Raw genomic sequence first — 14,587 nt, forward strand, 5'->3', positions numbered from 1 at the left:
TCCCCCAACGCCCGCAACTCCCCCCCCCCTACTGCCCCGACGCCACCGCCGGCGGCGCTTCATTGGTCACCCGCAACAACCCCCACAACCCCGACGTATTCCCATACGCCGCATAATCCCGGTACAGGTAATCCCCCGGCAGCGCATTCGCGCCCCCGGCACTGGGCAGCATGAAGCTGAAGTGCGCCGCCGGCAGCACGCTCTCCTGGGCGCCGATGTACATCGCCATCGGGTTGTAGCCAAAGCGCACCGAGCCAATCCCCGGCAGCCCCATCGGATAGCCCTCGACATCATTCTTCTCGGCCTGGAAGTTGTGCAGCGGCCAGACATGCCCATCGAGCTGGTAGGTCATGCCGCGGCTCCCGCCGCTGGGCATGACGATATGGTTGCGCACTGGCTGCCCGGGCTTGGCGTACAGCACCGGGGTCTGCGGGTCACCGCCAACCAGGGCGTTGCTATAGGCCATGTGCGCATTGGGAATATCGGCAAAGCCCAGCCCGTCGGCATGGCCGAACGGCGAGTCCGGGGCCATGCCGAAGCGCAGCCACAACGGCTCGGTCCGGTAGTTCACCGCCATGTTGCCGTTGTCCTGCGGGTCACCTGCCGCGCCGTTGCCCTCGGTGTTGATCCCCGCCACCGGGGCGCCGTCGGCCCAGCGCATGTTCAGCGCCCGCTGCCACACCGTGACGAAGTCGCGGTAGTCGGCCTGGCCGCTGACTTTTACCGTGGCCTGGGCGCGGCTGGCGTTGTCCTCGGTCCAGGTCGCGCCCTGCGGCAGGATGCTCATCGCGCCCACCAGGCCCTTCTGCGGCTGCTTGATCACGTCCGCCGGGGTCAGGTTGAGGCCGCCGAACTCGATGGCGGTGGTGTTGATGTTGTCCACCGTGCGGCCCAGTTGCAGGGTCGGCTTGCCTTCGCGCTCCAGGTGCCCGGCATAGTACTGGTACACCTTGCTCGGGTAGGCGCCGCTGCTGCCAGTGCGCGGCGCCACGGTCTGCACCGGGTTGAGGCCGACGTTGACACCATCGGACTTGGTGATGTCGTAGGCCAGCAGTTGCGCGTGCAAGCCCACCTGGCTGGACGGACGCATCAGGTTGTTGGCGAAGGCCGTGGCGCCCTCGCTGTCGAAGCGGTCGCGCTTGACCACGTTGTGCATCACCGCGGTGCTGGGCAGGTCCGGCATCATCAATGGCAGGCGGTTTTCCAGGGTGACGCTGATGCAGTCGCCGGCATTGGCGCGCAGGATCAGCGGCTCCACCGGCACGCCGGGCTTGAGCTTGCCAGTGCCTGGGTCGAGGTCGGCCTTGCGCACATAGAGGATGGCCGTCGGGTCGTGCAGCGGCGCGCTGTGGCCACCGACGGTGAAGGTCTCGCCATCCTCGGGGTCGACCCCGCTAACCAGCGGGATGCTGGTACGCCGGCTGTTGAACACCAGGGTGCCGCCATTGGCCTTGAGCGCCCCGCCAACGTGCTGGCCGACGCCATTGGGGTCGTTGATGGCCAGGTTGTGGCGGTTTTCGAGGATGTCGTTGGCCAGCGCCGCGACCACTTCGTAGCTGCGCTTGACCGTCGGCCGGGTGCCGATGCCATTGGCGTTGGCCGTGGTTTTCGGGCAGATGCCGTCGAAGTTCACGGTGTTGCGCATGGCCACCGGCTGTGGGTTGTTGGGCAGTGGGAACAGGTCGGCGCGTTGTGCGGTGTAGTTGCGCATGATGCCCCAGATACCGTTCCAGTAGCCCTCGAGCGCCGCGTCCAGCGAGTACAGGTAGTCGCCGTTGCTGGCCGCGGAACTCGAGATCATCGACACCGGCGCCATGAAGCCCAGTTGCTCGGAAATGCCGATCATCTGCGAGGACTTCCACCCCGAGTTGGAGCTGTTGCCGAAGCCAGAGCCATTCTGTAGCCACTTCACCCCGTGCAAGGTGACGTTGTGTTCCTCTTCGTGGCCACCGGCGTGCATGCGCAGGCGCACGTTATCACCCGAATAGGTGCGCAGCATCGGGGTGAACGGGTCGCCCGGCTCGCTGCCGGCCTTGTTGATATGCGGCGGGAACAAGGTGGTGCCGCCCGTGGGGCCGACCGCCTGGGTGATCGCCGAGGGCGCCAGGTTCATCGCCGGGATGGCCCGGTCGGTGCGGGTCTGCAGGGCGTAACCAAGGTCGCCGCCAGGCCCGTCGGCCTGCATGCCGCGCTTGCCGTCGGGGCCGACCTTGTTCGGGTCGAACACCCGCAAGGCCAGGGGCTCGTTGCGGTAGTTGACGACGAACATGCCGGGGTCGTCCACCGAGATCGCCTGCGGGCAGGGCCGAGTCGGGCAGCCGGGGTTGATACCGCCGCGTGCCTCGACAATGGCCTCGAGCAGGTTGGAGGCCTTGCCGCGCACCGGCGGGTTGATGGCGTAACGGAAACTGTCGGCGGTGGCCGGGTAGGCCTGGCCGTCCGGCACGCCGTTGGGGCCGGCGCCAACGTACACGCCGGCTTCATAGGCGTGCTGGAAGTCGCTGTATTCGAGGAAGAACTCGCGGTAGCTGTCGTTCTTGCCATCGCCATCGTGGTCGCCGGTCTGGATCACCGCCTGCCACGAGGTCGGGCCGCCGTCCTGGCGGGTGGCCGGGTTGTACAGTTGCTCGCCGGTCTCGGCGTGGTACCAGGTGGAGCCGGCGGGCTCGGCCAGCACGGTGGCGTACAGGCCCAGTTGCTGGTGGGTCGAGGGGCCGAGGTGGTCGTGGGTGAAGATGGTGCCCAGGCCACGGTCGACGTTATGCACGTTGACCAACGGGTCGGCGAACCAGCGCTGCATGGCGGTGCGCGCACCGAGCCAGTCGGCACGGCCGAAGCGGCCGAAGTACGGATGCTGCTTGGCTTTCGGGCAGGCCGCGGTGCCATCGCGGGCATCGCCCTCGCTGCAATTGTTGAAGCTGCGGATGGCATGCACGCGCTCGACCACGCTGCCGGGCGAGAGGATACCGTCCTCGTAGTTCCAGCCGTTGGCCGAACCGTCGGCGGCAGTCAGGTCCCACTTGGGCAGGTGAATATGCTGGCCGATCACGTCGGTGGGGGTGCGCACCTGGTAGTCGTCCATCTCGTAGAACGACGGGATCAGGTTGGTGTGCACGTACTGGGTGCAGTCGAAGGTGTTCATGCGCATCACCAGCGGCTCTGGCGGGCGCTGCTTGGTGATCACCGGCCAGGCGTCCTCCCACAGGGCGAGGATGCGCGCCTGCGGGAAGTGATAGCCGACCTTGTTGTACACCGCATCGAACTGGATGTTGGCGGCCTTGTACAGCCGCGGCCGGTCGGCGGTGAAAGTGGAGGCGCCACGGAAACTCATGCCGGTGAGGCTCTCGCCGCTGAAAAACTCGCCCACCCCGGACGCCTGGGTCAGGCGCTTGCCACGGTCATCCATGCACGGCTCATAGAATGGCGCGCCGGCGGTGGGCAAGGCGCCGTTGGTGCGAAAAGCCCTGGCCACCGGCTGGCTGCCGGGGATCAGGGCAAAGCTTGGATGCTCGGCCTTGGCGTGGAACTGCATGGCCGCCTGTTCGACCTCGGTGCCCTCTTCGGGCAAGTAGATCGGCTTGGCCTTGTGCACCACCTTGGAAAAATCCAGCTTGGTGGTGGTGGTCACGGCATCCCCACCGGCAGACACACCGTCGAGGGTGTGCCGGCCCAGGCCGCCGTCCCAGCCGTCGACCTGGTTGGGGTCAAGGTTGGCCCACAGGGCCTTGCCGCTGTCCTTGAGCTGACGGGCCAGGGCCGGGTCGAGCATGTCCAGCGGCGGGGTCGGCGGGCGTTGGCCGACGCTGCTTTCCATGCCGCCGATCCAGAACGGGTAACCGGGGTTCTTCAGCGTGCCGTCGGCATTGCGGTTGCCCTCGCTGCGGTCGACCAGGGCCAAGGAGCCGACCGCGCGTGGCGCGGCGGGCTCAGCGGGATGATCGTCGCCCTGCTCCTGGTTATCGTCATGCCCGGCGAGCAGGGTTTCGGACAGCTTGGGCACCACGCTGACCTTGCCCGGCATCGGCGCCATGGCCTTGCCCGGCAACGGCACGATGGCCGGGATCGGCGTGCCGGCGACGATCTCGCCGTCCGGCAGCGCCCGGGCACCCAGGGCCGGCTTGCCGCTGCGCAGGGCGAACGGCGTGGTATGGAAGCCGTTTTCGCCCTCGCCGCTGACGGCCAGCCGGGTGCCGGGCTCGAACACATCGTGCACCCGCCACATGGCCCACATGCCCTGGGCGAAGTGCGGGTAGAAGTGGCAGTGGTAGATGGCATCGCCCGCCACCCGGTTGCGGTTGCCCGAGCCGCCGTTGGCGATCTCGTAGGTGTAGCCCACCCCGGGGCCGATGCCCTGGGCATCGATGTAGTCGGAGTTGTCGTCGTTGGGGTTGAACAGCCACTGGTGCCCGTGCAGGTGGAAGATATGCTGCTCGTGGCCATTGTGGGTGTTGCGAAACTTGGTGAAATCGCCGATGTAGCTGTGGTGCACGTTGGCCGGTTCGGCCGGGTACAGGGCCATGCTCGCCTTCACCCCGATGGCGCTGGCCGGCGGTACTTCGCCTGGGCGGATATGCTCGAGGCCGACGTTGGCCGGGATGTCCACCAGGGTGCCGATGTCACCGACGGTATGGGCGCTGAGGAAAAACTCCTCGTAGGCGCACGACAGGCAGTCGTGCATCGGCCCCACCCCCAGGCGATTGGCCACCACCTCGGCGCCCATGCCGCCGGAGCCGTAGTTGATCATGAACGAGTCGCGGGTCGGCTCCAGCACATGGCCCATCACCGGGTCGGCCCAGTAACCGGGGAAGGCCTGGGTGCCGGCGACTTCGTCGGCGAACTGCGAGGCGAAGTCGCGAAACGCCTCGAGCCGGTTGGGCAACGCCGGGTTGCGCTTGCCGACGCTTTCCAGCGGGTAGGTATTCTTGGGGAAGCTGCCGTCGGGGTTGGGGCCCATGACGATGGCATCGGTCTCGCTGTTGATGATCTCGTTGCCATCGACCATGGCGATGATCGGCTTGCCGGCCTTGCCTTCGGCGATCCACGGCTGGCTTTGCGGGTAGCGCGCCGCGTAGTCGATCACCGGCTGGCCGGTGGCGGTGCGGCCAGTGGTGGCCAGGCGCATTTCCTCCTCGGTCAGGGTGTTGCGATAGGTACGCCCGGCCTTGGGCACCACCACCACCTGGCCGAACAGGCCGTTGGCGACGTTGCCGGCATTGCCCTCGCCGCCGAACGGCGCGCCGCGACTGGAGGCGGCGAAGGCGCCTTCACGCTCGGCATACAGGGTGTAGCTGCGGGTGCTGCCCGGGGCCACCAGGAAGTTGCCGTTGCGCCCGGTGTTGGCGGCGATGTCGGCGATGCTGTTGACCGCCTGCATGCCGTTGACCTGGAAGCCCACGTGACGGTCGCTGACCTGTTGGTCGGCGATGAAGTGCTCGCCCCCCTCGCCGTCCGGCAGCTCGAGTTCCTCGCCCTCCTCGCCTTCTGGCTCCTCGGGCTCGATGCCGTGCTTGTTGGGGTTGGCCTGGTAAGCCAGCAGGTTGGTCAGGTTGACCGTCAGGCAATCACCGGCGGCCACCCGCAGCACGATCGGCCGCGGGCGCTTGTCCGGGCGCAGGGTGACCTTGCCCGGCACTGCGGCGCCGCCGTTGCTCAGCAGCACCTGGCGCTCGTCCACCACGTCCTGGCGCAGGGCGAACAGCATGCCGTTGGCGTTCTGCGCGCCGAGGCGGTTGAACATCAGTGGCTGGTCCAGGGCCACCACGTTGGCCACCAGCGTGCGCTGGCACTGCACGGCCGCCTCGCTGCTCGCCTGCCAGGCGAGCAGCGCCAGCAGCAATGAGGACAAGGCCGGGCCTTTGCGGGGGGTCGACATGGGGCACCTCCGGGACGCAGGGATTCTGCGGGGAGCCGGAGCAAGGCCCGTGCCAGGAAATTTATCTGTATTTTTCAGTTAGTTAAGAACAAGCAGTCGCGATCCAGGGGAACTTGCCCCACTGCCACAACCGGAAGTGGGGATCCGCTGGCACCGGCTGCGCCGGTGTTCGCCGGCAAGGCCGGCTCCTACAACGCTATCTGCGCCATCCCTACCCCGCGTAGGCGCCAGCCTTGCTGGCGAACCCGGCAACGCGGTCCCCACAACGCCCAATCACCCCGATAGCATTTAATGATTGAACGCCCCCACGCAGGTGCAGTAAGCTCGGTCTCGATCACTGGAGAGCAACATGTCGAAACAATCCTGCAACCCCGCCCATCACACCGGTCGCGCCGCGCACCGCGTGCTGGCCGTTGCCGGTCGTAACGCTGTCGCCTCGTTTTATTTTGGGTATTGGTTTAGCCACTAGGCGCCGATCCCCATCCGGCGCCCACCTTCGAGGGGCCGCCGAACATGAGAATACTCAAACCCCCGGTCGGCTCCCCGACCGGGGGTTTTGTTTTTCCGGGCCTTCACACACCGATTCAGCTTGAGGACAGATCCATGAACTACACCACCTATTACCGCACTTTCGCCTGGCGATTTAGCCAGTTCCGTTCGGGCCAGCCTGCCGCCTCCGTTCGGTCGATTTCCGGTGGCATTGCCGCACAAACACCCCTTTCGACGATCTGTCGAACACCTCGATAGGGCCGACCGCGCGGGCCAGAACCCGCTGTCCGCCCAAGGAAGAACACGCCATGCAAGCCACCCACCTCGCCCTGCCCCTGACCCAGCCGCAAGCGGCCAACACCACCGTCAGCCAGCGCCTGCCCAGCCCACACCTGCTCAAGCAGCAGATGCCGCTGTCCAGCGAACTCACCCAGCAAGTCCAGGCCCAGCGCCAGGCGATCCGCGCCATTCTCGAAGGCCGCGACGAACGCCTGCTGGTCGTGGTCGGCCCCTGCTCGCTGCACGACCCGCGCTCGGCCCTGGAATACGCCGAGCGCCTCGCCGCCCTCAGCCGCGAAGTCGATGACCGACTGCTGCTGGTGATGCGCGCCTACGTGGAAAAACCGCGCACCACCGTGGGCTGGAAAGGCCTGGCCTACGACCCGCACCTCGATGGCAGCGACGACATGCACGCCGGCATCGCCCTGTCCCGCGGGCTGATGCTGGGCATGCTCGAACGCGGCCTGCCGGTAGCCACCGAACTGCTGCAGCCGATGGCCGCCGGCTACTTCGACGACCTGCTGGGCTGGGCCGCCATCGGCGCACGCACCACCGAATCGCAGATCCACCGCGAGATGGTCAGCGGCCTGGCGCTGCCGGTAGGCTTCAAGAACGGCACCGACGGCGGCGTCGCCATCGCCTGCGACGCCATGCGCAGCGCCGCGCACCCGCACCGGCATTTCGGCATGGACGCGCAAGGCCATCCGGCGATCATCGAAACCCTGGGCAACCCGGACACCCACCTGGTGCTGCGCGGCGGCCACCAAGGCCCGAACTACGACGCGCAGAGCATCGCCCAGGCGCGCCAGGGGCTGGCCAAGGCCGGGCTGCCGGCACGGATCATGGTCGACTGCAGCCACGCCAACAGCCGCAAGGACCCAGCACGCCAGCCGGCAGTGTTCGAGGAAGTGTTGCAACAACGTTTGGCCGGTGACCGTTCGATCGTCGGGATGATGATCGAGGGGCACCTGTTCGAGGGCTGCCAGGCGCTGGGCAAGGGCGCGCTGCAATACGGGGTGTCGATTACCGATGGGTGCCTGGGTTGGGAGGCCACCGCCGCGTTGTTGCGAGGGGCAGCGCAACGGCGTTGACGCCTGCGCCTCGATGTGAGCGGCGCGCAGGGCTCGAAGCCGTGCGCGCCGCTCACGGGTGTTGACATCAGGGTGCGTCAGGCGTCCAAAGGTGCAACGACCAACACCGGGGCGGTTCGATTGAACAGCGCAAGGCCTTTTTCTTTTTCAAGGTGCATGTTCGTCCAATACTGGGTCCAGTTGAAGTTATAGGGCGGCTGGTTCGGGTGAGCAAAGGACTGCTGCCACCAATGCCAAGTAATGAAACCGCGCACCGACTCCCACCCTACCCACGGCAGGTTATTGCCGAACGGGTGGGTATAGACACGCGCAAGATCGTACCAGTGGTCGCGCGTCATGACGGTGCGGGCCTTGTTGCCATGGTTGTTGCTGAGCCAATCCCTGTATTGGTAGATGTTGAACACGCCAGGCAATTGCTCCACCTTCCATATGTTGCTCACCACTACCTTATAAGTAACCGCCACCGTTGTTACCGTATCGCGCACGGTGATGGTCGTGGAGCCATTGCCTTCGCCAACTACCAGGCCATTGCCATCTACCTTCGCTACCTTGGTATTGCCCGATTCGTAGCTATAATGGCCACTCCCTCCCCTCGCCTGGCGTGTCTCAGTATTACCCAGTGACTCCTTGCCGCTTCTCGGCCTACCGGGTAGTTTCACCGACAGCCCACTCAGTATCATCTCACTGGTAGCCAGGCCCAGGGCTGGCATCACGGTGAACTCCAGCGGAGCGGAACGCCCCAGCTCCTGCCCCTCGTTTATCACCCTATAGCGCACAGTCACCCTGCGCCACTCGTTGCCTCTGAACTGTTCTTCCGGCAGCTTGATTTCGATGTTTCCGGTAGCGCCAAATTGCCCTGGGAATGACGGAGAGTCCTTGTCTCCATTGTTCATCCAAAGTTCCACGTGCGCGTTCTCCAGCCCTGCCACGAACGGCACGGTGAAGCTCACCTCGGTGCGCTGCGGGTTCAGGTAAAGCAGGTCGCCCAACACATCGGCAGAAGTGGGCTTGAGCAAGTCGAAGGCGCTGGCTGTGCTGATATTCAAGAACAGCCGCCTCGAGGTGCCGAATGCAGTGTTATCGCGGAACACGTTGTAGAAGAACCGGACGCGGTCGCCAATATGGTCCTTTAGCACCTGCGCCGCGCTAGCGAACGGCACGTGGTAGTTGATTTCCGTGTCCCTGATGGTCACCTCGTCAAGCCTGGCATACGGTAGCTCAGTCCCGTCGGCCCGCATGATGACGTAACCGATCCTGACCACATCATTGGTGTCGAAGTCGAGATCGTTGGCACGCAGCCTAAGAACGAGCCCACTCGGATGCACAGCGCCCACGCCAATTGCGGTGCGAATGCGACTAGCGTCGTTGACCACACCGTTATACACCCACAATTCCGGGAACACCGCAGCGTACTCCGGATAAACCTCGGTCGTCTCGGACCACCCCTTCGCGGCCTTGTTCTCGACCACATCCTGTACGGTCCATTGCACCGTCCATTTTTTACGCCCGCGCAGGCTAGCCAACTGCAGGCCCGTCAAGGTAAAGCGCAGGTCTTCGGTGCCGCCACTGGTCACGGTGAAGGTGAAGTGCAAATTTTCAACTGCGAGGGTGATCTTGTCGTTTTTGCGTCTGTTGTCGTAAGTGGCAATGGTGAAGCTGACCTCATCCTCGTTGTTCAGCCGCCTCGGCAGCGCCACCTTGAGCGCAGGTAGCTGCTTGTCGCCACCCGGAATCGAGGTCTTGTAGAGCACCTTGATCGCCGGGGAAGTCTCCTGGTTACCGCTAGGCTGCCTGATGAACCTCGTGTACCAGACTAGCTCCACCCCCTCCGGCGCAGGTACCGGTGGCATTTCATTTTCGAGCACCCATTTAAGGATGTCCTCAGTGGGGTCTAGTTCAGTGATTGGGTGTATTGACTTGCCTGTCTCTGGGTTCGCACCCTCGGGGTGGCAAAAGTGATGAGCCTCGCCCAGCTGAAGGTTCTCAGGGCGCTGCAGGAGGATCGGCAAGCCTTTTTCGTTGTTAAAAACCATGCTCCGATTAATACCGATGATGGCGTTTTCATCATTCGGAAGCTCGATCAGTGGCAGGGGCTGCGCGGGCCATACCCCCGCATCATTGAGGCTGATGCTGTTAGGCCATACCATGCGCCTGAACTTGTCACGTTCGTTGAGCTCATCGCTGATCACCATCAAACCCAGGCCATCCTGCGGCCCTTCCGTGCCTGGCCTCGGCACTGGGTCCGCTGCTGGCGCGGGGGTTCCTGTTTCTTCGACCAAGTCCTTGAACCTGCTCATCTCGATCATCTCCAATATGCCGGGGGTGGGTTGGCTCCTCGGCCCATTGCACTGCACGCCCCTTGACGGCACAACTGGTAGAAATAACAGGTCGAGGGCTCCAGCACGCTGCCAAGACATCGCTTTTGGGCTACCCTGTGCCTTTTTACTCAAGGAGTTACCCCATGGCCCGCGCCACTGCCCGTCACATCCTCGTCAGCAGCGAAGACAAGTGCAACGAACTCAAGGCCCAGATCGAAGCCGGTGCCGACTTCGCCGAAGTCGCCAAGGCCAATTCCACCTGCCCGTCCAGCCGCCAGGGCGGCGACCTGGGTTCGTTCGGCCCGGGCCAGATGGTCCGTGAGTTCGACACCGTGGTGTTCAGCGCGCCGCTGAACGTGGTGCAGGGCCCGGTGAAGACCCAGTTCGGCTACCACCTGCTGGAAGTGACCAGCCGCCAGGACTAAGTCATCGCCGACAATGACCGCCCCTGTAGGCGCGGATTCCTCCGCGGTAGCACCGGGACAGGCAATGCCGTTGCCTGGGAAGACGCTATCGCGGATCCATCCGCTCCTGCAGGGCCTCTGTGGCCTGCTGTTGTCATGCATGGCCAACGCCGCCCCGACCCACGCCCTCACCGTCTACGGTGAAGCCCCCCGCTACCCCGCCGACTTCCAGCACTTCGACTACGTCAACCCGGCGGCCCCCAAGGGTGGCAGCCTGCGCCGCTCGGCCATGGAGATCGGCCAGTTCGACCATGTGTTGCCGTACATCGACAAAGGCACCGGCGTCAGCCAGGTCGATGGCTGGCTGTACGCGCCACTGGCGCTGCGCTCGCTGGATGAGCCCTACACGGTCTACGGGCTGATCGCCCAGCGCCTGGAACGCGGCCCCGAGGATGCCTGGCTGCGCGTCTACCTCGACCCACGGGCCAGGTTCGCCGACGGCAAGCCGGTGCGCGCCGAGGACGTGCGCTTCAGCTTCGACCTGCTGATGGGCCAGGGCAGCCTGAAGTACCGCACGCAGTTCGCCGACGTCAGCGGCGTGACGGTCGAAGGCCCGCGCCAGCTGCGCTTCGACTTCAAGCCGGGCCATGGCCGTACCCTGCCCCTGGAGCTGGCCGGCCTGCCGGTGCTGCCCGAGCACGATTGGCAGCAGCGTGACTTTGCCAACGGCGCCGGTTTCGACCCGCCGCTGGGCAGCGGCCCCTACCGCATCGGCCGCATCGACAACGGCCGCAGCATCACCTTCGAGCGCGACCCCAACTGGTGGGCCCGTGACCTGCCGGTGGCCCGCGGCCTGTACAACTTCGCGCGGATCCGCATCGAGTACTTCGGCGACACCGAAGTCGCCCGCCAGGTGCTCAAGGGCGGCGGCTACGACTACAACCGCGAATACTCCGCCACGGCCTACACCCTGGGCTACAACGGCGCGGCGCTGGACGACGGGCGCCTGCGCCGCGCCCACCTGGGCCCGGCCAAGCCGCAGATCGCCCAGGGCTTCGTGTTCAACCTGGACAAGCCGCCGTTCAAGGACCGTCGCGTGCGCCAGGCACTGGCCTTGCTCTGGGACTTCGAGTGGAGCAACCGGCAGATGATGCGCAACCTGTACATCCGCCAGCAGAGCCTGTTCTCCAACACCCCGCTGGCCGCCCGCGCGCTGCCCGACGCCGGCGAGCTCAAGCTGCTCGAACCGTTGCGCGGGCAGGTGCCGGACGACGTGTTCAAGCAGGTGTTCAGGGCCCCGGTCAGCGACGGCTCGGGTATCGTTCGCGGGCAACAGCTGCAGGCCCTTGCCCTGCTCCAGGCCGCCGGCTGGCGGCCCCAGGGCGATCGCCTGGTGAATGCGGCGGGCGAACCGCTGAGCTTCACCTTCCTCAACGGCCAGTCGGGCCTGGAACGCCTGCTGCTGCCGTGGAAACGCAACCTGGCGCAGATCGGCGTCGAGCTGAACATCCGCAACATCGACGCGGCGCAGTACGTCAACCGGGTGATGGCCCGCGACTACGACATGGTCGTCACCGGCTACCCGGTCACCCTGTCGCCGGGCAGCGAGCTGTATACCTATTTCGGCTCGGCCGCGGCCAACGACCCCGGCTCGAACAACCTGATGGTGCTCAAGGACCCGGCCGTGGACCACCTGCTCGATGGCCTGGTGCGGGCCAGCAGCCAGGCCGACATGCTGCGCCATGCCCATGCCCTGGACCGGGTGCTGCAATGGAACTACTACTGGATCCCCAACTATTACCCGCCAGGCAGTTCGACAGTGTGGTGGAACCGCTTCGGCCTGCCCAAGGTGCAGGCCGCCTATGACGAAGGCCTGGACACCTGGTGGGAGATCAGCCCGACGCCGTTGACCGGCGCGCAGATGGCCGACCGCCAGGAGAAAACGCCATGACGGCTTATATCCTGCGCCGGCTGTTGCTGATCGTGCCGACCTTGCTGGCGATCCTGCTGGTCAACTTCGCCATCGTCCAGGCCGCGCCCGGCGGGCCGGTGGAGCAGGCCGTGGCCCGCTTGCAGGGCATCGGCGGCGGCGCGCCGGGCGCACGGGTCGAGGCGCTGCAGGGCGGCTCGCGGGCCAGCCGTGGCCTGGACCCGAAACTGATCGAGCAGATCAAGCACCAGTACGGTTTCGACAAGTCCGCCCCCGAGCGCCTGTGGCTGATGCTCGGCCAGTACGCCCGGCTGGATTTTGGCCAGAGCTTCTTTCGCGGCGCCAAGGTCACCGAGTTGATCCTCGACAAGCTGCCGGTCACCTTGTCGCTGGGTTTCTGGGCGACGCTGATCACCTACCTGGTGTCGATCCCGCTGGGCATACGCAAGGCAGTGCGCCACGGCAGCCGCTTCGATGCCTGGAGCAGCGCGCTGATCGTCATCGGATACGCCCTGCCCTCGTTCCTGTTCGCCCTGCTGTTGATCGTGCTGTTCGCCGGCGGCACCTCGCTCAACTGGTTCCCGGTGCGCGGCCTGGTGTCGGACGATTTCGACCAGCTCAGCCTGCTGGGCAAAGTGGCCGACTACTTCTGGCACCTGGTGCTGCCGGTGGGCGCGCTGGTGATCGGCGGCTTCGCCACCCTGACCCTGCTGACCAAGAACGCCTTTCTCGAGGAGATCTCGCGCCAGTACGTGGTCACCGCCCGGGCCAAGGGCCTGAGCCAGCGCCGGGTGCTGTACGGGCATGTGCTGCGCAATGCCATGCTGCTGGTGGTGGCCGGGCTGCCGCAGGCGCTGATCACGGTGTTCTTCGCCGGCTCCTTGCTGATCGAGGTGATCTTCTCCCTCGACGGTCTGGGGCGCCTGAGCTACGAAGCGGCGGTGTCGCGGGACTACCCGGTGGTGTTCGGCACCTTGTTCATCTTCACCCTGGCCGGCTTGCTCATCCGCCTGGTTGGCGACCTGTGCTACACCTGGCTCGACCCACGCATCGACTTCGACGCGGGGGGCCGCTGATGCTGTCGCCCATCGCTCGGCGCCGCCTGCAACGCTTTCGCGGCAATCGCCGTGGCTGGGTTGCGCTGTGGCTGTTCGCCGCGTTGCTGCTGCTGAGCCTCGGCGCCGAGCTGGTGGCCAACGACAAGCCGCTGCTGCTCGGCTACCAGGGCCAGCTCTACAGCCCGGCGCTCAAGCGCTATACCGAGCAGCAGTTCGGCGGCCAGTTGCCGTTCCAGCCCGATTACCGCAGCCAGTACGTGCGCCAGCTGATCGAGGGCCAGGGCGGCTGGATGCTGTTCGCGCCGATCCCGTTCAGCGCCGACACGCCCAACTACGACCTGCAGGTGCCCACCCCCAGCCCGCCGAGCACGGTCAACTGGCTGGGCACCGACGACCAGGGCCGCGATGTGCTGGCACGGGTGCTGTACGGCACCCGGGTGTCGCTGCTGTTCGCCTTCGCCTTGACCCTGCTCAGCGTGCTGATCGGCGTGAGCGCCGGCGCCCTGCAGGGTTACCACGGCGGCTGGGTCGACCTGCTCGGTCAACGTTTGCTGGAAGTGTGGTCGGGGTTGCCGGTGCTGTACCTGCTGATCATCCTGTCCGGTTTCGTCGAGCCGGGTTTCTGGTGGCTGCTGGGGATCATGGCGCTGTTCTCGTGGCTGGCCCTGGTCGATGTGGTGCGCGCCGAGTTCCTCCGCGGGCGCAACCTGGAGTATGTGAAGGCCGCGCGGGCACTGGGCCTGCCGGACACCCAGGTGATGCTGCGGCATATCCTGCCCAATGCCATGAATGCGACCCTGACCTATGTGCCGTTCATGCTCACCGGGGCAATCACCACCCTCACCGCGCTGGACTTTCTCGGCTTCGGCATGCCAGCGGGCAGTGCCTCGCTGGGCGAGCTGGTGACCCAGGGCAAGCAGCACCTGGAAGCGCCTTGGCTGGGCTTCACCGCGTTCTTTGCCCTGGCGTTGATCCTGTCGTTGCTGGTATTCATTGGCGATGCGCTGCGCGAGGCGTTCGATCCACGCCGGTAGAAACATCACAATTTGTGGGAGCGGCCTTGCGTCGCGAAAGGGCCGCAACGCGGCCCCAGCGGTTCGATGTGTTGCAAGAGTGGTCGGGCTTGCTGCGCAACCCTTTCGCGAC

General features: G+C 65.7%; 7 protein-coding genes. 5 read left to right on the forward strand and 2 right to left on the reverse strand.

Going from position 1 to position 14,587, the window contains the following annotated elements; all coding sequences use genetic code 11:
• Positions 1–28 precede the first annotated feature (28 nt).
• Positions 29–5,872 carry a manganese-oxidizing multicopper oxidase MnxG gene (mnxG, locus tag KSS95_RS15865; protein ID WP_217848024.1) on the reverse strand — a complete coding sequence of 1,948 codons (5,844 nt, stop codon included), beginning with the start codon at positions 5,870–5,872 and terminating at the stop codon, positions 29–31.
• 797 nt (positions 5,873–6,669) lie between these two features.
• On the opposite strand from mnxG, the gene KSS95_RS15870 reads away from it, so the two are divergent.
• On the forward strand, positions 6,670–7,731 hold the full coding sequence (locus tag KSS95_RS15870) for a 3-deoxy-7-phosphoheptulonate synthase (protein WP_217848025.1): 1,062 nt from the start codon (positions 6,670–6,672) through the stop codon (positions 7,729–7,731).
• 77 nt (positions 7,732–7,808) lie between these two features.
• Here the strand turns inward: KSS95_RS15870 and KSS95_RS15875 are convergent, their stop codons facing one another.
• Entirely contained in the window at positions 7,809–10,028 is a 2,220-nt protein-coding gene (locus KSS95_RS15875) for an immunoglobulin-like domain-containing protein (RefSeq protein ID WP_217848026.1), read from the reverse strand.
• A 164-nt stretch (positions 10,029–10,192) separates the two neighbouring features.
• On the opposite strand from KSS95_RS15875, the gene KSS95_RS15880 reads away from it, so the two are divergent.
• From KSS95_RS15880 to KSS95_RS15895, 4 genes are read left to right on the forward strand one after another with little or no spacing between them, the layout of a single operon-like run.
• Positions 10,193–10,474 (forward strand): peptidylprolyl isomerase, encoded by a 282-nt coding sequence (locus KSS95_RS15880; RefSeq protein ID WP_027594867.1) that lies wholly within the window; start codon positions 10,193–10,195, stop codon positions 10,472–10,474.
• A 13-nt stretch (positions 10,475–10,487) separates the two neighbouring features.
• Positions 10,488–12,404 carry an extracellular solute-binding protein gene (locus KSS95_RS15885; protein ID WP_217848027.1) on the forward strand — a complete coding sequence of 639 codons (1,917 nt, stop codon included), beginning with the start codon at positions 10,488–10,490 and terminating at the stop codon, positions 12,402–12,404.
• The gene (locus tag KSS95_RS15890; RefSeq protein WP_217848028.1) at positions 12,401–13,459 is read left to right on the forward strand and encodes a microcin C ABC transporter permease YejB; all 1,059 of its coding nucleotides are present in this window, start codon (positions 12,401–12,403) and stop codon (positions 13,457–13,459) included. The genes KSS95_RS15885 and KSS95_RS15890 overlap by 4 nt, the downstream gene beginning before the upstream one ends.
• Complete coding sequence (locus tag KSS95_RS15895; protein WP_217848029.1) at positions 13,459–14,475, forward strand: ABC transporter permease; 1,017 nt, start codon at positions 13,459–13,461, stop codon at positions 14,473–14,475. Before KSS95_RS15890 ends, KSS95_RS15895 begins: the two co-directional genes overlap by 1 nt.
• Positions 14,476–14,587 lie beyond the last annotated feature (112 nt).

Source organism: Pseudomonas muyukensis (assembly GCF_019139535.1).
GTDB lineage: Bacteria > Pseudomonadota > Gammaproteobacteria > Pseudomonadales > Pseudomonadaceae > Aquipseudomonas > Aquipseudomonas muyukensis.

Bases quoted from the DNA above. Each gene is read 5' to 3' on its own strand.
- mnxG (WP_217848024.1), bottom strand. From the start codon at position 5,872: ATGTCGACCCCCCGCAAAGGCCCGGCCTTGTCCTCATTGCTGCTGGCG.
- KSS95_RS15885 (WP_217848027.1), top strand. From the start codon at position 10,488: ATGACCGCCCCTGTAGGCGCGGATTCCTCCGCGGTAGCACCGGGACAG.
- KSS95_RS15895 (WP_217848029.1), top strand. From the start codon at position 13,459: ATGCTGTCGCCCATCGCTCGGCGCCGCCTGCAACGCTTTCGCGGCAAT.
- KSS95_RS15880 (WP_027594867.1), top strand. From the start codon at position 10,193: ATGGCCCGCGCCACTGCCCGTCACATCCTCGTCAGCAGCGAAGACAAG.
- KSS95_RS15875 (WP_217848026.1), bottom strand. From the start codon at position 10,028: ATGAGCAGGTTCAAGGACTTGGTCGAAGAAACAGGAACCCCCGCGCCA.
- KSS95_RS15870 (WP_217848025.1), top strand. From the start codon at position 6,670: ATGCAAGCCACCCACCTCGCCCTGCCCCTGACCCAGCCGCAAGCGGCC.
- KSS95_RS15890 (WP_217848028.1), top strand. From the start codon at position 12,401: ATGACGGCTTATATCCTGCGCCGGCTGTTGCTGATCGTGCCGACCTTG.